Below are 24,873 nucleotides of genomic sequence, written 5' to 3' on the forward strand. Positions count from 1 at the left end.
CGCGGCTCAGACGGACTGGAGGGTCCAGCGCTGGTGGTCGCCGCCGTTGTCGGGCCACTGCTGGACGTCGTCCCCGTCGGCCGTCCCGGCGCTCGCGACTTCGGCGACCTGCCCGCTGTGGGCGTTGACGAACCGGTACTGCCCGTCGGCCGTCGCCTCGATGGACCAGCGCTGGCAGGCGTGGCCCGTGTCGGCCCACTGGCGAACGTTGGCGCCGTCGCTGGTGTCGGCGTTCGCGACCTCCAGTAGCTTCCCGCTGTGGTCGTTCACGACGGTGTACGTCCCGTCCCCGTTCTCGGTGACCTCCCACTGCTGACAGGCGTGGCCGGTGTCACCGTACTGGCGGACGTTGTCACCGTCGGCCGTGCCGGCGAAGGCGACTTCCAGCAGTTTCCCGCTGTTGCCGTTGGTGATGCGGTAGGTCCCGGCCTCGATCGGTCCGTCGGTCGGCGTGTCGCCGGTGCTTCCGTCGGAGCCTCCGCTCCCGTCGCTGCCGGAGTCGCCACCACCGCCGGAGCCATCATCGCTTCCGGAGTCACCATCGCTTCCGGAACCGCCACCGCTGCCGGAACTACCACCGGTACCACCACTCCCGCTCCCGACGCTACACGGGTACTGGCCGCTCGCCGACATCGGGCTCTGGCTGCTCGGGGTGCCGTCGCAGGCGACCACCGGCCAGTCGTTCGCGTCCCACTGGATCCGGTCGACCATCAGCTGGCGCTCCTCCAGGTCGGTGGTCGCTTCGACGTGGTAGAGCATCCACCAGTCACCGGCGTCGTCCTGAATCGCGGTGTTGTGACCGGGGCCGACGAACCGGTCGGTCCCTTCGAGCACCGAGACGCCGCTGTGGTGTTCGTTCAGCTCTCTGAGATCGGTCCCGTTCTGGTTGTAGTACGGGCCGGTGAAGGACTCTGACCGACCGACCTCGACACCGTAGGTGCTGTCGGCGCCCTCGCAGCAGTGGCCGGTCGAGTAGAACAGGTAGTAGTAGCCGTTCTCTTCGACGATCATCCCGCCTTCCCGCATGTCGCCGGCGAGGTGGAACGTGGTGCCGGGGACGTAGTCGCGGCCGTCGGGCGTGAGTTCGACGCCGTGGATGCCGTACCAGCTCCCCCACACCATGTACGGCGTCCCGTCGACGACGCGGAACTCCGAGTCGATGCAGTTGGTCATCCCCAAGTCTTCGGCCCGGAACACCGGCCCCTGGTCCGTGAACGGGCCCTCCGGCGTCGGCGACGTCGCCAGCCCGATGCCAGGATTGTCCTGGCTCCCCCACGTCGAGTAGGAGTAGTAGAGGTGGTACTGGCCGTCGTAGTAGGTGACGTCGGGCGCCCAGACGCCGGCGTCGGGGTCGTTCCGCCAGTCGGGCTGGCTCTGCAGCGCGGCGCCGACGTAGGACCAGTTCACCAGGTCCTCGGACGTGGCGATGGGGACGACGTCGTTGGGCGTCTCCGTCCCGTAGACGTAGTAGGTCCCGTCGTCGGCCTGGACGGCGGTGACGTCGCCGAAGCCGACCGGACCGACGGGATTGTGGTAGTGGTCGGGGCTCTGGTCGGCCGTCGCCGCGCCGCTCAGCCCGAGGGCGCCGGCCGCGAGCGTCCCGGCCCCGAGAGACTTCAGCACGCTCCGCCGGCCCAGATTGGCGTCCGGCCCGGGTTCGTCCCCCATTCAGACCCCCTCGAACGTCCAGCGCTGGTTGTCGCCACCCGTCCAGGGCCACTGGAGGACGTTTGCGCCGTCCGCCGTGGAAGCTCCCTCGACGTCAGCGACCTTGCCGCTGTGGGCGTTCTCCAGCCGGTAAGTCCCGTCACCATTGTCGACGAACCGCCAGTGCTGGCAGGCGTGGCCGGTGTCGGCCCACTGGCGGACGTTGGCGCCGTCGCTGGTGTCGGCGTTCGCCACTTCCAGCAGTTTCCCGCTGTGAGCGTTGGTGAGGGTGTACGTCCCGTCGCCGTTGTCGGTCACGTCCCACTCCTGGCAGGCGTGGCCGGTGTCGCCCCACTGCTGGACGTTGGCGCCGTCGCTCGTGTCGGCGCTGGCCACCTCCAGGAACTTCCCGCTGTTGGCGCTCGTGATCCGGTACCGGCCGTCGCTGATCTGCGCACCGCCCGTGCCGCCACTCCCGCCGTCGCCACCGCTGTCGCCGCTCCCGCCGTCGCTTCCACCACCGTCGCCGCCACCGCTGCCACCGGTCCCACCTGCGCAGTTGGTGTTGCCGCTGACGGTCGTGTTTCCAGCGTAGGTCTCGATGGCACCGCTGCCGTTGCCACAGAAGTCGTTGTTCCGGATGGTGTTCGCCTCCGTGTCCGGGCCGGTCTCGTAGACGCCGTAGGAGCCGTTGTCGTGGATGGTCAGGTTCTCGACCGTGACGTTGCGCGTGTAGGGATGGTCGTTCGAGTCCCGAGAGTCGATGCGGACGCCCTCTCCGTCGTTCCCGGTGATCGACCCGCCGCGGATGGCGGTGTCGCGGGTGTCCTGTACGAGCGCACCCGACCCGCAGCTCTCGAGGGAGACCTCGTCGATGGTGATGCCGCGGCTGCCCGAGACGGTGAACACCCCGCGGCCGCAGTCGACGGCGTCGACCCGACCGACCGAGATGTCCGGGCCGGCGTCGTTCGCACAGCGAAAGCCCGCGTACCCTCCGCCCTCGTCGCACCGTGTCGCGTCGACGTGGTCGACGGTGGCGCCGCTCGTGTCGTTGAGGAGCAGCCCGCAGCCGGTGTCGACGTCCGTCGCCGTCACGGTCCCGACGTCGATGTTGTCGACGCCGTAGGTCTCGACGGCGTGGGTGCTCGAACCGCTGATGGTCGCGGAGTCGAGCGTGACGTTCCGCGTCCGCGGACCGTCGCGCCCGTCGATGCGGATGCCCAGGCCGGCGGAGAGATCCATCGTGACGTCGCCGATGAACACGTCGCTGCAGTGGGAGATCCGGATCCCGTACCGGGGATTCCCGGTGACGGTCAGGCGCGGAATCTCGATGGCCTCGGCGTTCTGGGCGCGGACCGGGACGACCCACGGTTCGCCCGAGTCGGTCACGTCGATGGATCCCGGGACGTCGAAGACGGTGTAACTCGGCAGGTCGACGGCGCGCAGACTGCCCGCGCTCCCCGTCGACCCGGTCGCCTCGACGCGGACCGTCTCCTTCGCCGTGCGGCCAGGGGTCAGGCTGTCGACTGCCGCCTGCATCGCGTCGACGAAGTCCCCGCCGGCGTACACCTCGGAGCCGCCGTTCTCGGCGACGAACTGTCCCCCGCTGTTCGAGACGAGAGCGTCGTGACTGTCCGCCTGGGCCGCCCCGATCGCACTCGTCGCCAGGCCTGCGCCGGCCAGGGCAATGGCCCGTCGCCGGGTGAGGTGCGTACTGTCACCGCTCGGCCTCCGCTCGTCCGTCTTCGCTCTCTCGTCGGTTCCACCCGTGGCACCGTCGCTCCTGTGACGCTGGTTCGACATGGATTGCGGGCTATCCTACACCGGTGGTGTCAATTACTATGTATGTGGTATGTCCCCGATCACCGGAGAAAACAGTGGCTAATGTTCCCGAGGCGGGAACGTTCGGTGGCCGTAGTACTGGGCAGTGCTCGAGTCGTTGAAATCAAAACACTCGGGTACATCGCTTCTCTATCCCGATATTCCACCGAACGACTGGCTGATCCACTGTCGTCAGTTCGAAGCGTCCGTCCGTTTCGATCGCCGAGTGCGTTCGCGCCTGCCGAACGGAGCTACGTCGGTTGTTCGAGGCCGTAAACCCGCGAATCGCGAAGAATTATTTTCGACCGAGTGAATCGTTCGTGGTGAATAATGGTGTCGCAGGGGTAAAACGTCACATAACTAGTACTGTAACGGTTCGGACTGCGGGAACCGTACCCGAGCACTCCGGGCTGGCCATCCCAGTCGCAACCAGGTGACGACTGTTCAGTGACGAAACGCTGCATCGAGCGCTCTCGACGGCAGATCGCGGTCCTGGTCGAGGATTCGTCTCTCGTTCGATGACACCGGAATATTTATTATCTTTTCATATATACCACTGGATGGTATGTCCAAACACGACAGGCGGTACGCGGACGTCGTCGACAGGCGGAAATTCCTCGCGGTTACGGGGGCGTCTGGCGTCGCCGCACTCGCAGGTTGCAGTGGTGATGGGGACGGGTCAGACGGGTCAGACGGATCTGACGGGTCTGGTGACGGTTCGGATGGCTCCGGTGACGGTGGCGACGGCGGTGACGGTGGCGTCATCGACAAGACGCACGCCAGCGCACTGCAGGCCAACCCGAACGACCGAACGGTAAACCCGCATCACACGCAGAACGCCTCCGAACCGGCAACACAGCTCGTGTTCGACCGGTACGCGGCGTACTCCTTCGAGTCAGAGGAGTTCATCATGTCTGCGCTCGAGGAGTGGAACTTCGACGGCCAGACGGTCACGCTGACGTTCCGTGACGACCTCACCTGGTCCGACGGGAGTCAGGTCACGACAGACGACATCGACGTCCAGTTCAAGATACGGAAGATGACGGGCGACGCGATCTGGGGGTTCGTCGAGAGCACCGAGGTCGTCGACGACCTGACCTACCAGCTGAACCTGGCCGGCGAGACGAACCCGGTGATGGTGAAACACCAGCTCGCGAACATGTGGGTGGACACGCCCGCTGCCGTGTTCGAGCAGTTCCTCGACCAGGACGCCTCCGAGGTCCAGACGTGGTTCTGGGAGGACAGCGACGAGGACGTCCTCACGAGCGCGGGCTGGAAGTACGTCGACCGGAACCAGCAGGAGTGGAACTTCGAGCGCAACGAGGAGTTCCGCAAGGCTGACAACATCAACTTCTCGAACTACAAGTTCGACGCCTACCAGGAAGCGAGCGTCCCCCAGCAGGACTTCACTGCGGGAAGCCGCTTCGACAGCAACTGGAGCATGTTCGCCCCGCCGGAGACGGTCGATGGGTTCCAGGACCACGTCGTCGAGGTGCGGTCCATCCCCGCCAAGTGGGGCTACGGGATGGTGTTCAACCACGACGACCCGGTCTTCGGCGACCGCGCGGTCCGACAGGCAATCGCCTACGTCATCAACCGCGAGGAACTCGTCTCCAACGCGGGCCCGCGAACGAAGTTCCCGGCGAGTGTCCCCTGTGGGATCGCGCCGAAGAACATCGACCAGTGGCTCGGTGACCAGAAGAGCAACTTCAACGACTACGGCGTCGGCGAGAGCGACACCGAGTCGGCGACGCAGGTCCTCGAGGACGCGGGCTACTCGAAGTCCGGCGGCACCTGGCAGACCCCCGACGGCGAGGCCATCAGCGCCGAGTACCTCACCCCTGCGGGCTGGTCGGACTTCACGACGATGACCAACACCATCGTCGACCGGCTCAGCGACTTCGGTATCGACCTGACCGTCGCGAGCCAGCCGACGAGCGACTGGCAGGGCTCGCTGATCGACAGCAACTTCAAAATCGGGACGTTCTACTGGCTGCCGGGCCAGGCCCGGTCTGCGTTCCCGTACTACCCGCTGCGCCACCAGCTGGTGAACGACGCCATCAGCGGCGGGCACAACTACCCGGCCGAGGAAGAGCAGACCATCCCCGCGATGAACGGCGACGGCGAGACGACGCTCGTCCCGCTCGACAAGGTCGACGAGATCGGGACCGTCCCGACCAACGAGGAGGCGATGCCGATCGTCCAGGAAGCGGCCTGGCACAACAACGTCGACCTGCCGATGCTCTCGCTGGTCTCCAAGTTCGAGCAGTCCTGGGTCACGAACGACGAGTGGACCCTCGCCGAGGAAGGCGACGTCGACCGCAGCATCAAGTGGCCGCCCTTCTGGCTGCCCCGAGAAGGCAAGATGGAGGCCCAGGAGTAGGAACCACACCTCACCTCCCGCCGTCGACCACGGCGGAAGCGCGGTAACTGCGGCTGCCGATCCACTACTTTCTCCGTCCGCTCCCGCCCAGCTACGCGAACATCGTGTTGAGTTCGATGACGTTCGCCGCCCGCCTGGCCTCGTCGGCGAGTTCGTCGTGGATGCGGTCGTGGGTGACCCGACTGGCCGGGCCGGTGACGCTGACTGCGCCCAGTACCGTCTCGTCGCTCGTGACGGGCGCGGCGACGCACCGCAGCCCCTCGATGTTCTCCTCGTCGTCGATGCCGTACCCCCGCTCACGGATGGTGTCCAGTTCGGCGGCGAGTGCTTCGGCGCTCGTTATCGTCGTCGGCGTCTGGGCCTCGTAACGCTGGGACTGGAGGATATCGCAGGCCCGGTCGTCGGGAAGGAACGCGAGAATCGTCTTCCCGAGCGCCGTCGCGTACATCGGCTGCTGGGTTCCCACGCGTGAGGCCGTCTCGACGGCGCGCTCGCCGGCCTGCTTGTAGAGGTACGACAGCTGCCCGTGCTCTTCGATCCCGAACTGGGCGACTTCGCCGGTCTCGGCGGCGAGTGCGTCCACCTCCTCACGGATCACGTCGTAGTTCCCCACCTGGTCTCTGACGTGGGTCGCCATGTCGAGGATGCGAAGGCTGAGCCGGTAGCCGTCGCCGTCCCGGACGACGATCCGCTGGGCTTCGAGCGTTCGCAGGTGGCTGTGGACCGTGCTCTTCGAGTGGTCGAGTAACTCAGCGAGCTCCGTCACGCCGGCGCTGCCGGTCTCCTGTAGCGCGTCGATGACGGCGAACGCTATCTCTACCGACTGGATCGTGCGTCCGCGGTCGTCCACCACGCCGTCTGTCATGGGAGGGCAATGAAGGAGCGCGACCTTAAACCGTTCGGCGCTGGGGAACGCTGCCGGTGCCCGGAACGACCCGTCGTGGCTCAGGAGAGCACGTCCGCGCCCGCGAGGTCGTAGTCCGTGAGGTACTCGCGCTCGGCGTCGACCATGTCGGCGAACAGCGACTCGGCGTCGGCGGGGTCGAGCGTCACGAGTGGTTCGTTCCGGAAGGCCCTGAACGCCAGGTCGAGGTCGCCCGCGAAACCGGCCTCGATCAGCGTCTCCTGGTTCGTCACGTGCGTCTCGACGAGGCTCGCGACGGGGTCCGGAAGGTCGCCGCCGACGAGCGGCGTCACCGAGTCACGGGTGAACAGCGCGTTCGTCTCGACGACGGCGCCCTCGCGGAGGTCGGGGACCTGTCCCCGATTGGGTACGTTGACGTTCGTTTTGACCGCGCCGTGGCCCAGTAGCGCGCTCATCAGGTCGACCATCTCCTCGTTGGGTTCCGCGACGTCGATCGGTTCCTCGCCGGCCAGTTGCGCCTGGCGCTCCCGCTCGGCCTCGGGCCACGAATCCACCCGATGCTCGCTGGGCGTGAGTTTGATCCCCCAGCGATGGATCTCCTCGGGGGCCTCGACGGGGTCGAGGTACCAGGGGACGAACTCGGCGAGGTGCCGGTCGCCGGCGGCGGGGAGGATGCCGTACCGCCGGTAGAGGTCGAGCGTAATCTCGTGGTGGTTGCCGTAGACGCTCATCTCCGGGAGGTCGCCGGGTTCGAACGACGGCGGGTCCCGCGTGGCGAGTTCGGCGTCGACCGCTTCGAAGAGGTCCGCACCGCGCAGCGTCGCCTCGTCGATCCAGGTGAAGTGGTTGATCCCCTTCACCGTCACGTCGACCTCCTCGTAGGTCGCGTCCTCGATACCCAGGTGGTCGGCGGCGAGTTCGGCGAGCCACGCCTGGACGTGGTACACCTCGTGGCAGATGCCGACGGCGTTGATGTCGGGGAACTCCTCGTACAGCGTCCGGGTGCAGACGGTCATCGGGTTGGTGAAGTTGAACACCCAGGCGTCGGGGCAGTGCTCGCGGACGGCGGCGGCGATCTCGCGGTACTGCGGGATCGCCCGGAGCGCGCGGAAGGTTCCACCGGGGCCGACCGTGTCGCCGACCGTCTGGAAGAGGCCGTACTCCGTCGGGATGTCGAGGTCGTGTTTGAACGTCTCGGCCGGGGGATCCTGGGTCGAGCAGACGACGAAGTCCGCCCCGTCGAGGGCCGCTTCCAGCGACTCGACGGCCTCGTAGGTCCAGTCGCCGACGGCGGCGTCCCGGCGCTGTATCTCGCGGCCGAGTTCGGCGTTCGCTCGCGCGCTCTCCTCGTCCAGGTCGTACAGCCGAACGCTGCCGGCGAACTCGTCGGTGAGCGCCAGTGCGTGCATCAGCTTCTCGGCCCAGTCGCGGCTCCCGCCCCCGACGAAGCCGATGACGACGCCGTCCGTACTACCCGTCGCTCCCGTCAGATCGTGCATACGTCCCCCTAACGAACAATCCTGTTATAAAATTACGCCATCCGGACGTCCGGAGCGAGCGTCCCGGTCGAGCGCAGCCCCTGGTGGCTGCCACCGGGTAGGTTCTCTCGTGCGTGTGCAGGCGCGTTCGCCATCGGCCGGGACGGGCCGAGCGGCGGGTCACGTTCGGCGACCAAAGGTTTACTTCGCCGCCTGCTGAGTTCGGATCCATGGCTGCATCATCCGGGGAGGAGCCCCACCGCCGACCGACAGATCTCCGCGTCGAGTACGAAGACGCGCCCGAGAACGTCGACCCGACTGGGTCGCCCCGGTTCTCCTGGCGTGTCGAGGCCGGGGAGCGCGGGGCCGAACAGACCGCCTATCGACTCGTCGTCGGTCGCGACCGGGACGCGGTCGCCGACGGCGACGGAACCATGTGGGACTCCGGTCGCGTCGACGCGACCCGCTCGACGAACGTCGACTACGACGGGCCGTCCCTGGGGGCCGACGAGACCTACTACTGGTCGGTGAAGGTCTGGAACGGTGACGAGGAGACCGACTGGGCGGCGCCGGCCCGGTTCGCGACGGCGCTGGACCCCGAGAGCTGGCGGGGCGACTGGATCGCCAACCAGCCCGGCGAGGGGGACACGAACGGCTGGCGGAGCCAGTGGCGCCGGCCCGAAGAGGACGCCGAGGAGTGGGTCCAGGTGGACCTGGGCGAGACCCGGGACGTCTCGACCGTCACGCTCCACGGCGCCGAACCGGTCGACGTCGTCCGGACGCCGGACGACAGCGTCGTCACCATCTCCTGGGACGAGAACCCCCTCGAGGGGTTCGGCTTCCCAGCGGCCTATCGCGTCGAGGTGGCCGAGGACCCCGACTTCGGGAACGCGACGGTCGTCGCCGACGTCGAGTTCGAGGCGGACGACGACGAGACCCAGGACGGCGTCCCAACGGACGACGACGTCCCGGTCCAGACGCACGACGACGTCGCCGTCCGCGGCCGGTACGTCCGGGTCACGGCGACCGACCTGTTCCAGGTCACGCCGTCGACGTGGGACACGTCCTACGGTCGTCGTGACGACAGGCGCGTCGCACGCGCCAGCGCGTGGCAGTGCTTCGCGCTCGCCGCCCTCTCCGTCGAGGACCCGGCCGGCGCCGAACTCGCGACCGACGGTGCCATCGACTCGTCCTCGTCCTACAAGACGGACACCTGGGGGCGCGAACAGCTCGTAAACGGCCACGCCGAGTCCCAGGCCGGTTCCAGTTCGCCGCTGCTCCGGACCGAGTTCGACCTCGAAGCGCCCGTCCGGTCGGCGCGGCTCCACGTCGCCGCCGTCGGCTACGGCGAACTGTACGTGAACGGCGACCGGGTCGGCGACCGGAAGCTCGACCCGGCGTGGACGGACTACGAGAAGCGCGTCCTCTACACGAGTCACGACCTCACCGACCGACTCGAGGAGGGGGAAAACGCCGTGGGGCTGTGGCTCGGTCGCGGCTGGTTCGCCAAGAGCAGTTCCTACTGGGTGAGCGACGGCTCTCCGCGGGCACGTGCGATGCTTACCGTGGAGTTCGAGGACGGGACGACGCGCCGCATCGCGACCAACGCCGACTGGCAGGCGACGGAGAGCCCGCTGCTCGAGAACGACATCTACGACGGCGAGACCTACGACGCGCGGCGGGAGGCAGACGGCTGGAGTTCGCCGGGCTTCGACGCCACCTCGTGGGCGACCGCGACCGTCGTCGACGCCCCCGGCGGGGCCCTCCGGCCCGAGCGCATCGAACCGATGCGCGTCGTCGACAGCTTCGACGTCGAGGAAGTCCACGACCGCCAGGACGGACCGATCCTCGACTTCGGCCAGAACCTCACCGGCTGGGTCGAACTGACGATAGACGACCCGGACGCCGGCGACGAGGTGACGATACGCCACGCCGAGGCGCTCACCGAGGACGGTGACCTCTCCACCATCGACCTCCGGTCGGCCGACGCCACCGACACCTACGTCGCCCGCGGCGCGGACAGCGAGACGTACGAACCGCGCTTCACCTACCACGGCTTCCGATACGCGCAGGTCACGGGCTACCCCGGCCAGCTCGACCCGGCGGACGTGACGGCCAAGGCCGTCCACACGGCGATGGACCGTCGCGGGGAGTTCGCCTGCTCGAACGAGGAGCTCAACCAGCTCCAGCACAACGCCGTCTGGGGGCTGCGCGGCAACACCCACTCCATCCCCGAGGACTGCCCGCAGCGCGACGAACGGTTCGGCTGGACCGGCGACGGCCACATCTCCACCCGGTCGCTGCTGTTCAACTACGACGGCGTCCGCTTCGACGAGAAGTGGGCCCGGGACCACGACGACGTCGCCTCGGACATGGGGTACGTCCCCGACGTCATCCCGAACAAGGCCACCGAGGACCCCGCCGACCCCACCTGGTCCATCACGCGCGTCGTGGTTCCCTGGTACCTCTACCGCCACGACGGCGACGAAGGGATCCTGCGCGAGCAGTACGAGGGGATGCGCGCGTACGTCGACTACTGGTACGAGAACGCCGAGGACGGCATCCTCCCGGACGACTACGGCAAGTTCGGTGACTGGCTGACCTTCGAGAACGCGGACGGGCGCCGCGGGCTGCCCCACCACCTGTTCAACACCGCGTTTCTCTACCAGGTCGTCGACACCTTCGCGAAGATCGCGGGCGTCCTCGACAACGAGACGGACGCGGCCGCCTACCGCGAACGCGCCGAGCACGTCGCTGAGGCGTTCAACGAGCGCTACTTCGACGCCGAGGAGGCCTCCTACGGTCCCGGGACCCAGTCCTCGTACTCCGTCCCGCTGTTCCTCGGGCTGGTGCCCGACGAGCACGTCGACGACGTCGCCGCGAACCTCGCCGAGAAGGTCCGCGCCGACGGCGGGAAGCTGAAGACGGGCTTCCTCGGGACGCGACCCCTGATCCACACGCTTGCCGACCACGGCTACGCCGACCTGGCCTACGAGGTCGTCAGCCAGCCGGAACAGCCTGGCTGGGTGTACATGGTTCGCAACGGCGCGACGACGATGTGGGAACGCTGGGATTCGGACGGCCGCGTCGGGGACGGCATGAACTCGTTCAACCACTCGCCGTTCACTCACGTCTCCGAGTTCTTCTACGAGGTGCTCGCCGGCATCCGCATCGGCAACCGACCGGTGACCGACCACGTGACGGTCGCGCCCTCGCTCGTCGACGACCTCGAGTGGGTCTCGGCGACCCTCGACACCCGGAACGGCGAACTGGCCGTCGAGTGGGAGCGCGGGGGCGACGGCGGGTACGAACTCTCCGTCACGGTCCCGTGGAACGGTCGGGCGACGGTCCGACTCCCGGCCGGCGCTGATGCGTCGGTCTCCGAGGGCGGCGTTCCGCTGACGGAGGGCGCCCCTGACGGCGTCCGCTCGGTGGAACGCGACGGCGACGAACTCGTCGTCGACGTCGGGTCCGGCGAATACGGCTTCGCCGTCGAATAGGCGGATCGGTCTCGCAGTCGAGGAGGCGCACCGATTCCGCCCCTGTTCCGTCCTTTTTTCGCCGCGCTGACCCTGGCGTTTGTCTCGGGTATCGGGACCAGCCCGGAGGCGCGTTTCCTGGTGAAGCCGCTCGTGGGCCAGTCCTCCCGGCGGTGGCGAAGTCGACCCAGTCGCGACCGGCGCCGCTCCAACGGGGAACCGCCATCGCCGACGCCACTCGGTCCGAAAATCCGACGATGTCGGAAACTGGATCTAACAGATCTATGCCTGTTATTCCGGCTGGAAGCGCCCCGAGGCACTCTCTCCGACCCCTCTCGCGTCGTTGACCCCGATACGCCGATACCAACTACTGTCCGCCATCGTCGCAGACGCCGCGACCGCGGCCCCATCACCCCGTCTTCTCCCGATATCCGGCCAAAGACTTATGAGAGGATGTAAACAAGCATTCACTGACTCAGATAGTTTGAGGCTTCGCTAGAGATGAAGGCAATAGTCCAGACGGGACCCGAGGAAATCGAGGTACAGGAGCGGGAGCAACCGACCCCTGGGGAGAACGAGGTGCTCGTGGAGGTCCACACGGCCGGGCTCTGTGGTAGCGACGCGCACGCGTACAAGTACGACGGTGGGTACGAGTGGATACCGCTTCCCCGGATCATGGGCCACGAGTACTCGGGGCGCGTCGTCGCGGTCGGCGACGGCGTCGACCAGTACGCCGTCGGGCAGAAGGTCGTCGAGGAACCGATCCACCACTGCGGGGAGTGTTTCCAGTGCAACAACGGCCAGGAGAACGTCTGCCAGAACTTCTCGATCACCGGGATGCACAAAGACGGCGCCTACACCGACTACACGATCGTGGACCAGCGCCACCTCCACGCCGTCCCCGAGGACGTGCCGCTCACGGACGCCGCGATAACGGAACCGACGAGCATCGCCGCGCGCGCCGTGCTCGACCGGTCCACCACGACGCCGGGCGACAGCGTCCTCGTCGAGGGACCGGGGCCCATCGGCGTGCTCACCGCCGTCGTCGCCGACTCCCTGGGGGCCAACGTTGTCGTCTCCGGCCTCGAGAAGGACACGGCCTATCGCCTGCCGCTCCTCGAAGACCAGGGTATCGACACCGTGAACGTCCAGGACCGTGACCTGGCGGACGTCACTGACGCGGTCACCGACGGCGTCGGGTTCGACGTCGTCTTCGACGCGACGGGCCACCGGAGCGGCGTCGAGGAGGGCATCGAACACGTCCGGAAGGGCGGCCAGGTCCTCATGGTCGGTATCCCGAACGAGTCGAGCGACCTGTTCATGGCACCGGTCGTCAGGGGGGAGATCGACGTCGACAGTTCGTACGGGTCGAAGTGGCGGAACTTCGAGCAGGCCCTCCGGTTGATGGAACGGGGCGCGGTGGACATCGGCGCCATCGTCGACCGGTCCTACGACGTCGACGACCCCGAAGACGCGTTCCGGGCCTTCCTCGCCTCCGAGACGTGCAAGCCCGTGTTCACCTTCGCAGACGAGTGAGAGCGGTGATCGTCTCTCTATCCGATAGCGCGCGAGGACGACTCACAAAAACTTAAGGCCCTGTTCGCCGCCTGTTAGCGTATACGGGTCCACACCCAGAGACTACCATGGAAATCACAGGCGTTTCAGCGACGAAGATCAGCAACGAATCGTGGGGCGAGTTCGTCGAGTTCCCCCTCGTCACGATCATGTCGCGGTACGACGAGTACCGCAACGTCGACGGCGAGAACCCGCAGGCCCGCCGCAAGTGGATGGGGCCGGTGGGCGACGTCGTCGTCGAGGTCGAGACGGACGCGGGCATCACCGGCGTCGGCGTCGCCAACTGGGGCACTGGCGCCATTGCCACCGTCGTCGAGGAGACCCTCTCGAAGATCGTGACCGGAGAAGACCCCACCCGGCGCGAGCTGCTCTGGGAGCAGATGTACCGCGCGACGCTCCCCTTCGGCCGGAAGGGCGTCGCCGTCATGGCGATCAGCGCGGTCGACCAGGCGCTGTGGGACATCGCCGGCAAGGAGGCCGGCAAGCCGGTGTACGAACTGCTCGGCGGTCCCACGAAAGACGAGATCCCCGCGTACGCCTCGAACCTCCACCCCGTCGACATGGAGAAGTTAGAGCGCGAGGCGATCCAGTACGCCGAGGCCGGCTTCGACGCGATGAAGCTCCGCTTCCTCCACGGCCCCGAGGACGGTCGCTCGGGCATGCAGAAGAACGAGGAGATCGTCGCGACGGTCCGCGACGCCGTCGGTGACGACATCGACGTCGCTGGCGACGCCTACATGGGCTGGTCGGTGAAGTACGCCAAGAAGATGACTCAGCGCCTCGCGAAGTACGACATGGCGTGGGTCGAGGAGCCGGTCATCGCCGACGATATCTCCGGCTACGCCGAGGTCCGCGAGGCCGCGCCGATGCCCATCTCCGGCGGCGAACACGAGTTCACCCGCTGGGGCCACGAGGACCTCCTCGAGGCGGGCGCCGTCGACATCCTCCAGCCCGACGTGGGTCGCGTCGGCGGTATCACGGAGCTCCAGAAGGTCGCGGACGTGGCCGAGGTCCACGACGTGCCAGTGATCCCCCACGCCGGCACGAACCCGACGCTCCACGCCATCGCGGGTCACACGAACATGCCGATGGCGGAGTACTTCCCGACCCCCGAGTGGTTCGAGGAGCGCCAGGCGGCCCAGGAGTCGACCTACGCCGACGCCATCTTCGAGAACCCGCCCTCGCCCGAGGACGGGTCGATCCCGCTGCCCGACGAACCCGGCGTCAGCACCCAGCTGAACCGCGAGTCCCTGGAGCACTTCGCGGTGGAGTGACCATGACGGACGTCAGCTTCGAGTACAACGTGCCCGTGTTCGCCGGCGCGCCCGACGAGGGCGACGACGAGCCGGTCCACCGGGACACACCGCAGTACGAGGCGCTCGACTGGGAGACGACGAAGGAGGGGATCATGAAAGCGGAGGAACTCGGCTTCGACGCGGCGTGGGCGCCCGACCACCTGATGCTCGGCCGGGACCACGCGGAGTACGAGTGCTGGACGCTGCTCTCGGCGATGGCGGGGTTCACCGACGAGATGAACCTCGGCTCGCTCGTCCTCTGTAACGACTACCGGAATCCGGCCCTGGTCGCCAAGATGGCCGCGACGCTGGACGTGATATCTGACGGCCGGCTCGAACTCGGTCTCGGCGCCGGCTGGCACGAGCCCGAGTACGACGCCTACGGCTGGGAGTACCGCGACGGCTTCGAGCGCCTGATGCGGCTGGACGAGTCCATCCGACTGATGAAGAAAATGTGGGCCGACGACGGCACGGGTGACGGCGTGAGCTTCGACGGCGACCGCTACCAGATCGACGGCGCGTACTGCCAGCCCGGTCCCGTCCAGGACCCGCACCCGCCGATTCTCGTGGGAGGCCAGGGCGAGGAGGTGACGCTCAAACTCGTCGCCAAACACGCCGACGTGTGGAACACGGACGTGTTCAACGGCGACGTCGAGACGCTGGAACACAAGATCGGCGTCATCGAGGACCACTGCGAGACCGTCGGCCGCGACCCCGACGAGATCGAGTACTCCTGGGACGGCCACGTCATCTGCACGCGCGACGAGGCAAAGTTCGACCGACTCCTGGACCTGATGACGCCGATCCAGTTCGAAGAGGAGTACCAGGACCAGGCGCCCATCGAGACGGAGGAAGACGCGAGGGAGTTCTTCGTCATGGGGACGCCCGAGGAGTGTGCCGAGGCCATCGAACGACGCATCGAGGCCGGCGTCACCAAGTTCCAGGGCTGGTTTATCGACTTCCCGGACACGAGCGGGATGGAGCTGTTCGCCGACGAGGTGATGCCGCAGTTCCGGTGAGAGACCGGCCGGGGCCGCTCGATCTTCGACCCGTCGTCCGGTCAACGTCCGTCACCCGTGCGGGCACAACGCATAATAGTCCACCCCACGAGTTACGACCATGGCGGAAGACGTCCCGATAAAGGCGGCACAGACCTCCTTCAGGATCATCAACACGCTCCGCGAACTGGAGGGGGCCGGGGTCTCGACGCTCGCCGAGCGGCTCGACAAACCGACGAGCACGATTTACGACCACCTGCGGACCCTCGAGAAGGAGGCCTACGTCGTCAAGAAAGAGGGAAAGTACTACGTCGGCACGCGATTTCTCGGTATCGGCGAGCAGGCCCGGTCCCGGCACCGGGTGTACTCCATCGCCCGGCAGGAACTCGACAAACTGGCCGAACAGACCGGCGAGCACACGAACCTCATGATCGAGGAACACGGGAAGGGCATCTTCCTCTACAAGACGCGCGGCTCGGAGGCGGTCCAGCTCGACACCTACGACGGCATGCGGGTCCCGCTCCAGACGACGGCGATGGGCAAGACGATCCTGGCACACATGCCCCGGAGCGAGGTCGAGACCATCATCGACCGGTACGGCCTTCCCCAGATCACCGAACACACCATCACCGACGAGTCGGAGCTGTTCGACGAACTGGACCAGATCGCCGAGCGCGGCTACGCGTTCGACGACGAGGAGCGCGTCAGGGGGATGCGCTGTGTCGCCGCCCCCATCCTGAACGAGCAGGAGCAGGCCGTCGCGGCGGTCAGCGTCTCGGGACCCAAGAGCCGGCTCCGGGGCGGAGAGTTCGAGGAGGACCTCCCGGAGCGGATCCTCCGGGTCGCCAACGTCATCGAGGTCAACCTCACGCACGCGTAGGTCGTACTCGACTCGCGCGTACCTGCTCTCCGCTATCGCCCGTTCGAGGGAGACGGTTCGGACCAGTCGTCAGTCGACCCGATGATCGGGGTCCTGGCCCTCGACGATCGCCACGAGGTCGTCGGCGACGATCCGGGCGCCGTTGTAGACGGCGTCGCGCGTCGACCCCGCCGTGTGCGGCGAGAGCAACACGTCGTCGAGTGCCAGCAGGGGATGACCGTCGGGGATCGGTTCCGCCTCGAAGACGTCCAGGGCCGCGCCGCCGATGGAATCTGCCTCCAGCGCCGCGACCAGCGCGTCGGTGTCGACCAGGCCGCCGCGGGCGGTGTTGACCAGGAGTGCGTCCTCGCCCATCGCGTCGAACGCGTCGGCGTCGAGCAGGTGATGGGTGTCCTCGCTGAGTCGAGCGTGGAGGGTGACCACGTCGGCGTTCGCGAGCAACTCCTCGAGCGTCGCCGGCTCGCACCCGTGGTCCCGGACCGTCTCGTCGTCGACGAACGGGTCGTAGGCGAGCAGGTCGGGGTCGAAGCCGGCCCAGCGCCGTCCGACGTTGCGCCCGACGTTACCGAAGCCGACGATGCCGACGGTGAGGTTCGTCACGTCCCGCGGGAGGCCGGCGGGGTCGAACGCGAGGTCCCACTCGCCTCGTCCGGTCGTCTCGACGAAGTGGGGGATCCGCCGGTGGGCCGCGAGCGCGAACGCGACGGCGTAGTCGGCGACGGCGTCGGCGTTGCGCCCCGGCGCGTGCAGCACCGTCACGCCGTGGTCGTGCGCGGCCTCGAGGTCGACGTTCTCGACGCCGCCCCGCGCGGCCGCGACGACCTCGAGGTCGTCGCCGCGTTCGAACACCGCCCGGGAGACCGGGGCCTTGTGGACGACGAGGAACTCGACGCCGTCGAGGCGCTCGGCGATGGCGCTCGCGTCGTAGTCGTTCGGACCGCGCGACTCCATGTCCATCGTGACGTCGCGGAACTCGGCCCCGGTGGCGTCGCCCCGCCAGTCCATCCGTTCGAGCGTGACGCCGTGGTCGGTGAGGCGGCTGGCGGACTCGGCCATCGCCTCGCTCGGTTGCTGGGGGTCGCCACACAGCAGACAGCGCCGGTCTGAGTCGGTCATTCGTCCGAACAACCGTCCCCTCGCTCAATAAACGTTCGTCTCCTTGCTCGCGTCCAGTCGCGCCCACGTCGGCCTGATCGCTGCGAGCGCCTCCTCGAACGTCGAGCGGCGCTCGCGGTACAGGGCGGCCGCGTCGGGGTCCGGGTCGTGGCGGCGCTCGATGGCGACCATCGCGTCGACGGCGCTGGCGACGTCCGGGTGGACGCCCGCGGCGAGTGCTCCGCAGATAGCCGCGCCGAGCGCGCCCGCTTCCTCGCCCGCCGGGACGCGCAGGGGTTCGTCCACGGCGGCCGCGAACACGTCGCTCCAGACTGCGCTGCGCGCGCCACCCCCGCCCAGACGCACGTCGCCGACCGCGCCGTCCGGGGTCAGGTCCGACAGCGCCGCGCTCTGTGAGAGCGCGACCCCCTCGTAGACCGCCCGGAGCATGTGGGCCTTCGTGTGGTCGGTCGTCAGCCCGTAGAACCCGCCTCTGTCGGTCGGATCGTCGGTCGACCCGTCGAGGTAGGGGTGAAAGAGGAGGCCGTCGGCGCCGGCCGGCACGTCGTCGGCCACGCGGTCGTACACGTCGTACTCGCTGCAGTCCTCCTCGGCGGCGCGGCGTCGCCACTCGTCGCCGACTTCGCTCGTGAACCAGTCCAGACAGACGGCCGCCGACCGGAGGCCCTTGTACCGGAGGTAGCCGTCGAGGTACCGCCGCGTCAGACCCGGCGGCGCGTCGTCTTCGCCTTCGTCAGATCGCGCTCCCGCGCTTGCTCCCGCTCCCGTCCCCATCCCGGGGTCGTCGAGGACGACGATGCTCTGGCCCCATGTCCCGACGATGAGGACGGCTTGTCCCGCCTCGTGAGCGCCGGTCCCCAGGGCGGTCGCGCCGACGTCGTGCAGGCCACCGGCGACCGGCGTACCGGCGGGCAGTCCCGTCTCGGCGGCGGCCGCCTCGGTCACCTGGCCGCGCGCCGCGCCGCTCGGGACTACTTCGGGGAGCACGTCCGGCGAGACCGACAGGCCGAGCGCGTCGAAGACGTCGCGGTCGTACTCGTCCTCGCCGGCGCGGGAGAAGACGCTGGCCTCCATCGCGTCGGTGCAGCGCCGCCCGGTCAGTCGGTAGCCGAGGTAGTCCTTGCAGAACAGCACGGTGTCGGTCCGGTCGAGGGCGTCGGGTTCGTGGCGGTCGAGCCATCCCAGCAGACTGAGCGGGTCGGCGCCGAAGGGCGCGTACCCGAGTCGCTCGCCCATTCGGTCCGCCGTGCCGTCCGCTTCCCACTCGTCGACGAGTCCCGCCGCCCTGCTGTCGGTGGACTTGATCGCCGGCCGGACCTGCCGGCCGTCGGCGTCGAGCAGGTAGAGCCCGTGGCCGTGCCCGGAGAGGCCGACGGCCGCGACGCGTTCGGGGTCCACTCCGTCGGCGGCCATCACCGCGCCGATGGCGTCGGCGACGGTCTCCCAGAGGTCGTCGAGCGCAACCTCGCGGTGACCCGTTTCGGGCCGGTCGGTCGGCGTCGCTCGACTCGCCGTGGCGACTGTCTCACCGTCTGCCCCGAACACCACCGCTGTGGTCGTCGTGAGGCCGGCGTCGACTCCGAGCAGCAGGTGGGTCACGACTCGCTCCCCGCCGCCCCGCCCCGCTGTCCGGAGCTGCCGGCGACGTCCGCCAGTTCGGCGTACACCGCGGCGATGCGGTCGCGCACGTCCTGGCCGACGACGCGCGGGTCGAACGTCGACTTCTCGGGCGACCAGTCGGTGTCGGCGAAGAAGGTCGCCCGGTCGTCCGCGACGCCCTCGGGCGGGACGATGGCGTCGGCGTTCGCCAGGTAGAACTCGCAGGCGGTGCGGGCGGCCTCGTACTGGTAGCGCGTGTTCGTGTTGAGTTTGCAGACGCCGGTCTCCATCAGCGCCGACACCTGCTCGGGCGTCAATCCCGAGGAGCCGTGGACGACCAGCGGCACGTCGAAGCCGTGGTCGCGCAGGGCCGCGTCGATGTCGTCGGCCAGGTCGACGCGCAGGTCGAGGTCGACGCCGGCCGAGACGCCGTGTTCGGTCCCTATCGAGACCGCGAGCAGGTCACAGCCCGTGCGGTCGACGAACTCCACGGCTTTCTCGGGGTCGGTGTAGAACGCCTCCTCGGTCGTCTCGCCGCTCTCCGTCCCGCGGATCGTGCCCAGCTCCGCCTCGACCAGCACGTCACGGTCGAGGGCAGCCGCGCGGTCGACCACGTCGGCCGTCCGCGCGACGTTCTCCTCGAACGGTGCCGCCGAGGCGTCGACCATGATCGAGTCGGGCGCATCCGACGCGAGCGCGGCGTCGAGCATCTCCGCGTCGTCGGCGTCGACGTGGTCGACGTTGAGAAAGGCCGACACGCCGCGGTCGTCGGCCAGCGCTCCGAGGTGGGCGTCGACGATCGACAGCCCGGCTGACACGTCGCCGTTCCCGAGGTACGCCGCGGTGTCGCGCTTGATCTGGAGCACCACGTCCGAGTCGGCGGCCGCGGCGCCGTCGAGCAGTCCCTGCATGATGTCGAGGGTCGTGATGTTGCTCGCGACGAAGCCGTAGGCCTCCCGTCTCGCGTCGGCGTAGACCTCCCTGAGCGTCCGCGCGCGATGGTGTGTCATACCTCTGTGTACACCTAACGGGGCAAAAGGGTTGGCGACGAGCGTAGGATTGGCGACAGGAATCGCAGTGGAAACAGTAAAGGCCCTGTGTGGGTACCTCTCGCACATGCGAATTGGACGGTTCCAGGCGGACGGAGAGTCGCGTATCGGTCGCTTCGAAGACGACGTCGTCCACGACGTCTCCAGCGAGTTCGAGGACTTCCGGGACGCGCTGACCCGACCCCACGACGCCGAAGGCGTCGACGGCGAGACGTTCGACCGCGAGGCGGTCACGCACCTCCCGCCGACCACAGAGCGCAACACGGTCTTCTGTGCGGCGCTGAACTACGAGGCCCACGCCGATGAGTCAGACATCGAGGTCCCGGAGTGGCCGCTGATCTTCACGAAACTGCCGCGGACGCTCGTCGGCCACCGGGAACCGATCTCGTATCACACCCGCGTGACCGAGGAGATCGACTACGAGGCTGAACTGGCCGCCGTCGTCGGCGAGCCCGCTCGGCACGTCGACCCTGACGAGGCCCTCGACTACGTCGCGGGGTACACACTCATCAACGACACGTCCGCCCGGGACCTCCAGCTCGGCCTGCAGGTCGATGGCGACGACCTGATCGACTGGTTCTCCGGCAAGGCGATGCAGCGCACGACGCCGGTCGGTCCGTACGTCGCCGTCGACGAGGTCGACGACCCCCAGGATCTGCACATCGCTTCGCGGGTCGACGGCGAGACGATGCAGGACGACGACACCGGGATGATGATCCGTTCGGTCGCCGAACTGGTCGCCTTCGTCTCCTCGCGCGTCCGCCTCGAACCCGGCGATGTCGTCGCGACCGGGACCCCGGAGGGCGTCGGCGCGTTCCAGGATATCCGGCTCCACCCGGGCGAGACCGTCGAGGTCGAGGTCGAGGAGATCGGCACGCTCGTCAACACCGTCGAGGAAGTCGACGAATAGGCCGCGTTCGCCCCGCGGCGCGCGGCCCGTCCCTTCGGAAAGATTTACGCGGGTCGTTTCCGAGTGTGTGCGTATGGTGCTCGATTCACATACGCACGCCTGGGGGCCGGCGAGCCGGGACCATCCCTGGGTCAACGGGCCGCTCCTCGACCGAATCGACGCGTTCGACGTCCACACGGTCTACACCGCCGACCGGCTGCTGGCGGACATGGACCGGGCCGGCGTCGACGAGGCGGTGGTCGTGGGCTACCCCATCTGCGAGTGGACGGACAACCACTACACGCGCCGTGTGGCCGCCGAGTACGACCGGCTCTACGGCATCGTCATGGTCGACCCGTTCGCCGACGACGCCGCCGACCACCTCCGGGAGTGCATGGCCGTCGACGGCGTGGTGGGCGTCCGGCTCGGTGCCGCCTGTCCGTACGACCGGATGTGGGAGACGTTCGACCCCGGCGTCACCTGGCTCCGTGACGCCATCGAGGAGACCGCGTTCTGGGAGGCGGCCGTCGAGACGGACGCCGCCGTCCAGATTCTCTGTGACCACTCGCAGCTCGACCAGGCGCTGGAACTCGTGGAGACGTATCCCGAGTTGACCTCCCTGTTCGACCACTTCGCCCACGCTGGCCCGGACACGCCGACCGACGAGGGCACGTTCGCCCGGTTCGCCGACCTGGCGGCGTACGACGGCGTCGCGGTCAAGGTTTCCGAGATCGCCCATCTGTCGGAGAGGGGCTTCCCCTACGCGGACGTGCACGACCACGTCCGGTGGTTCGTCGAGACGTTCGGTCCCGAACGAGTGATCTGGGGCTCGGACTACCCGAACGTCAGCGACGTCACCGACTATGCCGCCTCGCGCAACTGGCTCCGGCATGTCGACGGGCTGTCCGCCCGGGACCGCGAGTGGCTCACCGGGCGGTCCTTCCGCGAGCACGTCGGTCTCGACTGAGCTGGTAGTCGAGTGCTGCGGGATGGCCGGGGGCTTCGGCTACAAGGAGACGTACGACGACGTGAGCGTCGCCGTCGGGGACGAACTGCGTGAGCAGTTTCGGGCGGACAACGCGCGCGACAGGGCCGTCGTCGCGAGCGGGACGTCGTGTCTGGAGCAACTGGACGACCTGCTCGACCGTCCCACGAGGCATCCGGTGCAGTTGCTCTCGGCCCCGTCGGCCCGGCGGCGTACCGACCGTCGTCGTCTCCGAACCGACGATGTCGGACGGGCGAAACCGGACTCGGGTGACCTGTCGCGGAGGGTCGGTCGACTGGACTCGCCATTCGACGTCGACCGGTACTCCGCGTCACGGTGGTCCCGTCGGCCCCGTCTCTCCAGTCGTCCGACCTGCAGACAGTGATCCCACTCTTCGCTTCGTTCACCGTCTCAGCGGACGGTGTGGCCACCTGCCGTTCCGACGTCTGGTGGTCGCGCCTTCGTGTTCCAATGGGGTAGCTGTCGTGGAGTGTCCCTGCTTCCGGGCCGCTTCCCGGCGCTCGTGACCCACGTCCGTCCAGTGCCGAAGCGTGACGATTGGTAACATGCTCCTAACTCGTCCGTCCGGCTACATCTCCGGTGATGCCGGAAACGAATACGACTCCCCCGGTGAACGTCATCTATCCTCTCTCAGGGTTTCTTTCACTTCGTTACCCGGATCTAACGAGCGACTGGACCTCCCTCCGATCGATTCGTCTCTTGTGGCGGGTCGTGCCCCGATAAGAATAACAGTATTAATATTGTTATCAAACCCGCGCCGACTGTCCGGCAACACCGGAAAATTCGCGGTCGATCGGCGATTCGAATCGTGATTCTGGTGGAAGGGACGCCCTAAGACCGGACTCCGATCCGGACACACCGGAAGGATTATTCCCGAGCACCGTGTACCCTCGTAGCATGACGACTACGGGTTCTCCGGTCCAGGCTGCGAAGACGACGTTCGAGATAATCGACACGCTCCGCGAGCTCGACGGGGCTGGCGTCTCGGAGCTCGCCGAGCGGCTCGGCATGCCGACCAGCACCATCCACGACCACCTGCGGACCCTGGAGAACGAGGAGTACCTCATCAACGACGACGGGACCTACCGGGTCGGTGCCCGGTTTCTGGAGCTGGGTGAACAGGCCCGCAACCGGATGAAGGTGTTCAAGGTCGCCCGGCCGGAGGTCGAGAGTCTCGCCGAGGAGACCGGCGAGCACGCCAACATGATGATCGAAGAGCACGGCCTCGGCGTGTTCCTCTACAAGGTCCGCGGGTCCGAAGCCGTCCAGCTCGACACCCACGCGGGCAAGCGCGTCCCGCTCCAGACGACGGCGATGGGGAAGTCCATCCTCGCCCACCGGCCGCGCGAGGAGGTCGAGGCCATCCTCGACCGGCACGGCCTCCCCGACGTCACTGACAACACCATCACCGACAGGGCGGAGCTGTTCGACGTCCTCGACCAGGTCCGCGAACGCGGCTACGCCTTCGACGACGAGGAGCGGGTCGACGGCATCCGCTGTGTCGCCGCGCCCATCACCGACGCCGACGACCGGGCCATCGCCGCCGTGAGCGTCTCCGGTCCGAAGAGCCGCATGCTCGGTGACTCCTTCACCGACGAGTTCCCGGACATGGTGCTCCGGAGCGCCAACGTCATCGAGGTCAACCTCACCTATTCGTAGCGCCCGGAAATCCGCACTGCCGGAACCGACCCGCCGACCGTTACAGTTCGACGACGTCGCCGCTCTCGGCCGACTCGTGGATCGCCTCGATGACGCGCATGTCCTGTAGTCCGTGGCGTCCGTCCGCGTGGATCTCCCCGCCGGTGAGGACGCGGTCGGCGAAGTAGTCGAACTCCTCTTCCATCTCGCGCTCGGCGTCGAAGGTGTCGTGGTCGATCGTGACCGTGACGTCGCCCCTGGAGAGCCGAAGCGTCACCTCGCCGTGGAAGGCGGGCTGGAACTCGATCTGGCCCTCCGTGCCGGTGATCTTCAGTTCGGTGTCCTCCTGGGCGTGCTGGCTGTCCGTCGTCACCATCTTCACGTCGTCCTCCAGCACGAGGATGGCGGCCGACCGCTCGTCCGGGACGTCCTGGAACGCCTCGTGGTGGGAACTCATCTGGGACTGTACCGCGACGGGGTCCCGGTCCAGCAGGTAGCGAGCGGTGTTGATCGAGTAGATGCCCAGATCCATTACCGAGGTGCCGTAGCCCGAGAGGTCGGGGTCGAGGCGCCACTGGTCGGGGTCGGGGATCATCTTCAGCAGCGGCTGGCTGTTGTTGCCGTGGACGGACACCGGGTCGCCGAGGAAGCCCTCGTCGATGAGTTCCTTCGCCCGCTGGACGGCGGGGTCGGTGTGCATCCGGTAGGCGACCATCAGCGGGACGTCCGCGTCCTCGCAGGCCTCGACCAGCCGCTCGGCCCGATCGACGGTCGACTCCATCGGCTTCTCGCAGATGACTGCCTTGTCGAGGTCGGCGGCCGTCTCCACGTACTCCAGGTGGTAGGCGTTGGGCGTTCCCACGTAGACGGCGTCGAACTCGTCGCTCGCTTCGCCGTCGTGGAACTCGTCGTAGCTGATGCCGTTTGCCACGTCGTTCTCGTCGGCGAGGCGTTCGGCCTTCTCCGTCGAACTGCTGACGAACGTCGTCACTTCACCCAGGTCCGACGATTCGATGGCCGGGAGGGCGACGTCCACCGTCCACCAGCCCAGGCCGAGCAGGGCGTACCTGACCGTGCCGTCGGTCGTCGTCTGCCACGCGCGTTCCTCGTAGCTGTCGATCCAGTCGAGCATTGACTCACGATACTGCGAGCGGG

The 24,873-nt window shown here is 67.8% G+C and carries 17 protein-coding genes and 1 pseudogene; 10 read left to right on the forward strand and 8 right to left on the reverse strand.

Annotated features, from left to right (window positions below; genetic code table 11):
* Positions 1 to 6: 6 nt before the first annotated feature.
* A complete protein-coding gene (locus AC5FRV_RS10300; RefSeq protein ID WP_493561008.1) occupies positions 7 to 1,668 on the reverse strand; it encodes a family 43 glycosylhydrolase in 1,662 nt (553 codons plus the stop codon).
* Positions 1,669 to 3,450 (reverse strand): RICIN domain-containing protein, encoded by a 1,782-nt coding sequence (locus AC5FRV_RS10305; RefSeq protein WP_493561009.1) that lies wholly within the window; start codon positions 3,448 to 3,450, stop codon positions 1,669 to 1,671.
* A gap of 583 nt (positions 3,451 to 4,033) precedes the next feature.
* On the opposite strand from AC5FRV_RS10305, the gene AC5FRV_RS10310 reads away from it, so the two are divergent.
* The gene (locus tag AC5FRV_RS10310; RefSeq protein ID WP_493561010.1) at positions 4,034 to 5,851 is read left to right on the forward strand and encodes an ABC transporter substrate-binding protein; all 1,818 of its coding nucleotides are present in this window, start codon (positions 4,034 to 4,036) and stop codon (positions 5,849 to 5,851) included.
* Between the two features lie 91 nt (positions 5,852 to 5,942).
* Here AC5FRV_RS10310 and AC5FRV_RS10315 read toward each other — a convergent pair whose 3' ends face one another.
* On the reverse strand, positions 5,943 to 6,716 hold the full coding sequence (locus tag AC5FRV_RS10315) for an IclR family transcriptional regulator (RefSeq protein WP_493561011.1): 774 nt from the start codon (positions 6,714 to 6,716) through the stop codon (positions 5,943 to 5,945).
* A gap of 80 nt (positions 6,717 to 6,796) precedes the next feature.
* A complete protein-coding gene (locus AC5FRV_RS10320) occupies positions 6,797 to 8,215 on the reverse strand; it encodes a family 4 glycosyl hydrolase (RefSeq protein WP_493561012.1) in 1,419 nt (472 codons plus the stop codon).
* Positions 8,216 to 8,424: 209 nt separating this feature from the next.
* Between AC5FRV_RS10320 and AC5FRV_RS10325 the strand changes: the two genes are divergently transcribed.
* The 5 genes from AC5FRV_RS10325 to AC5FRV_RS10345 all read left to right on the forward strand — a co-directional run bounded on the left by AC5FRV_RS10325 (position 8,425) and on the right by AC5FRV_RS10345 (position 16,421).
* The gene (locus tag AC5FRV_RS10325) at positions 8,425 to 11,694 is read left to right on the forward strand and encodes a family 78 glycoside hydrolase catalytic domain (protein WP_493561013.1); all 3,270 of its coding nucleotides are present in this window, start codon (positions 8,425 to 8,427) and stop codon (positions 11,692 to 11,694) included.
* 480 nt (positions 11,695 to 12,174) lie between these two features.
* Positions 12,175 to 13,209: a zinc-dependent alcohol dehydrogenase gene (locus AC5FRV_RS10330; protein ID WP_493561014.1), complete on the forward strand. Its 1,035-nt coding sequence runs from the start codon at positions 12,175 to 12,177 to the stop codon at positions 13,207 to 13,209.
* Positions 13,210 to 13,316: 107 nt separating this feature from the next.
* The gene (gene rhcD / locus AC5FRV_RS10335) at positions 13,317 to 14,522 is read left to right on the forward strand and encodes an L-rhamnonate dehydratase (protein WP_493561015.1); all 1,206 of its coding nucleotides are present in this window, start codon (positions 13,317 to 13,319) and stop codon (positions 14,520 to 14,522) included.
* A gap of 2 nt (positions 14,523 to 14,524) precedes the next feature.
* Complete coding sequence (locus tag AC5FRV_RS10340) at positions 14,525 to 15,562, forward strand: LLM class flavin-dependent oxidoreductase (protein WP_493561016.1); 1,038 nt, start codon at positions 14,525 to 14,527, stop codon at positions 15,560 to 15,562.
* Positions 15,563 to 15,662: 100 nt separating this feature from the next.
* Positions 15,663 to 16,421: an IclR family transcriptional regulator gene (locus AC5FRV_RS10345; protein WP_493561017.1), complete on the forward strand. Its 759-nt coding sequence runs from the start codon at positions 15,663 to 15,665 to the stop codon at positions 16,419 to 16,421.
* 69 nt (positions 16,422 to 16,490) lie between these two features.
* Here the strand turns inward: AC5FRV_RS10345 and AC5FRV_RS10350 are convergent, their stop codons facing one another.
* The 3 genes from AC5FRV_RS10350 to fba are packed head-to-tail and all read right to left on the reverse strand — an operon-like array spanning position 16,491 to position 20,146.
* A complete protein-coding gene (locus AC5FRV_RS10350; RefSeq protein WP_493561018.1) occupies positions 16,491 to 17,537 on the reverse strand; it encodes an NAD(P)-dependent oxidoreductase in 1,047 nt (348 codons plus the stop codon).
* A 24-nt stretch (positions 17,538 to 17,561) separates the two neighbouring features.
* Positions 17,562 to 19,136 carry an FGGY-family carbohydrate kinase gene (locus tag AC5FRV_RS10355; protein WP_493561019.1) on the reverse strand — a complete coding sequence of 525 codons (1,575 nt, stop codon included), beginning with the start codon at positions 19,134 to 19,136 and terminating at the stop codon, positions 17,562 to 17,564.
* A complete protein-coding gene (gene fba, locus AC5FRV_RS10360; protein WP_493561020.1) occupies positions 19,133 to 20,146 on the reverse strand; it encodes a class II fructose-bisphosphate aldolase in 1,014 nt (337 codons plus the stop codon). Before fba ends, AC5FRV_RS10355 begins: the two co-directional genes overlap by 4 nt.
* Before the next feature lie 106 nt (positions 20,147 to 20,252).
* Between fba and AC5FRV_RS10365 the strand changes: the two genes are divergently transcribed.
* From AC5FRV_RS10365 to AC5FRV_RS10380, 4 genes and pseudogenes are all read left to right on the forward strand, one after another.
* The gene (locus tag AC5FRV_RS10365) at positions 20,253 to 21,095 is read left to right on the forward strand and encodes a fumarylacetoacetate hydrolase family protein (RefSeq protein WP_493561021.1); all 843 of its coding nucleotides are present in this window, start codon (positions 20,253 to 20,255) and stop codon (positions 21,093 to 21,095) included.
* A 76-nt stretch (positions 21,096 to 21,171) separates the two neighbouring features.
* Complete coding sequence (locus AC5FRV_RS10370) at positions 21,172 to 22,041, forward strand: amidohydrolase family protein (RefSeq protein WP_493561271.1); 870 nt, start codon at positions 21,172 to 21,174, stop codon at positions 22,039 to 22,041.
* 7 nt (positions 22,042 to 22,048) lie between these two features.
* Positions 22,049 to 22,252 (forward strand): annotated as a pseudogene (locus tag AC5FRV_RS10375) (hypothetical protein); the annotation flags it as partial.
* Positions 22,253 to 22,977: 725 nt separating this feature from the next.
* Positions 22,978 to 23,739: an IclR family transcriptional regulator gene (locus AC5FRV_RS10380; protein WP_493561022.1), complete on the forward strand. Its 762-nt coding sequence runs from the start codon at positions 22,978 to 22,980 to the stop codon at positions 23,737 to 23,739.
* Between the two features lie 40 nt (positions 23,740 to 23,779).
* Here the strand turns inward: AC5FRV_RS10380 and gfo6 are convergent, their stop codons facing one another.
* Positions 23,780 to 24,850 (reverse strand): D-xylose 1-dehydrogenase Gfo6, encoded by a 1,071-nt coding sequence (gfo6, locus tag AC5FRV_RS10385; RefSeq protein ID WP_493561023.1) that lies wholly within the window; start codon positions 24,848 to 24,850, stop codon positions 23,780 to 23,782.
* Positions 24,851 to 24,873: the final 23 nt, after the last annotated feature.

This window comes from Halomicrobium sp. HArcel3, from assembly GCF_058933135.1.

Bases quoted from the DNA above. Each gene is read 5' to 3' on its own strand.
- AC5FRV_RS10300 (WP_493561008.1), bottom strand. From the start codon at position 1,668: ATGGGGGACGAACCCGGGCCGGACGCCAATCTGGGCCGGCGGAGCGTG.
- AC5FRV_RS10305 (WP_493561009.1), bottom strand. From the start codon at position 3,450: ATGTCGAACCAGCGTCACAGGAGCGACGGTGCCACGGGTGGAACCGAC.
- AC5FRV_RS10310 (WP_493561010.1), top strand. From the start codon at position 4,034: ATGTCCAAACACGACAGGCGGTACGCGGACGTCGTCGACAGGCGGAAA.
- AC5FRV_RS10315 (WP_493561011.1), bottom strand. From the start codon at position 6,716: ATGACAGACGGCGTGGTGGACGACCGCGGACGCACGATCCAGTCGGTA.
- AC5FRV_RS10320 (WP_493561012.1), bottom strand. From the start codon at position 8,215: ATGCACGATCTGACGGGAGCGACGGGTAGTACGGACGGCGTCGTCATC.
- AC5FRV_RS10325 (WP_493561013.1), top strand. From the start codon at position 8,425: ATGGCTGCATCATCCGGGGAGGAGCCCCACCGCCGACCGACAGATCTC.
- AC5FRV_RS10330 (WP_493561014.1), top strand. From the start codon at position 12,175: ATGAAGGCAATAGTCCAGACGGGACCCGAGGAAATCGAGGTACAGGAG.
- rhcD (WP_493561015.1), top strand. From the start codon at position 13,317: ATGGAAATCACAGGCGTTTCAGCGACGAAGATCAGCAACGAATCGTGG.
- AC5FRV_RS10340 (WP_493561016.1), top strand. From the start codon at position 14,525: ATGACGGACGTCAGCTTCGAGTACAACGTGCCCGTGTTCGCCGGCGCG.
- AC5FRV_RS10345 (WP_493561017.1), top strand. From the start codon at position 15,663: ATGGCGGAAGACGTCCCGATAAAGGCGGCACAGACCTCCTTCAGGATC.
- AC5FRV_RS10350 (WP_493561018.1), bottom strand. From the start codon at position 17,537: ATGACCGACTCAGACCGGCGCTGTCTGCTGTGTGGCGACCCCCAGCAA.
- fba (WP_493561020.1), bottom strand. From the start codon at position 20,146: ATGACACACCATCGCGCGCGGACGCTCAGGGAGGTCTACGCCGACGCG.
- AC5FRV_RS10365 (WP_493561021.1), top strand. From the start codon at position 20,253: ATGCGAATTGGACGGTTCCAGGCGGACGGAGAGTCGCGTATCGGTCGC.
- AC5FRV_RS10380 (WP_493561022.1), top strand. From the start codon at position 22,978: ATGACGACTACGGGTTCTCCGGTCCAGGCTGCGAAGACGACGTTCGAG.
- gfo6 (WP_493561023.1), bottom strand. From the start codon at position 24,850: ATGCTCGACTGGATCGACAGCTACGAGGAACGCGCGTGGCAGACGACG.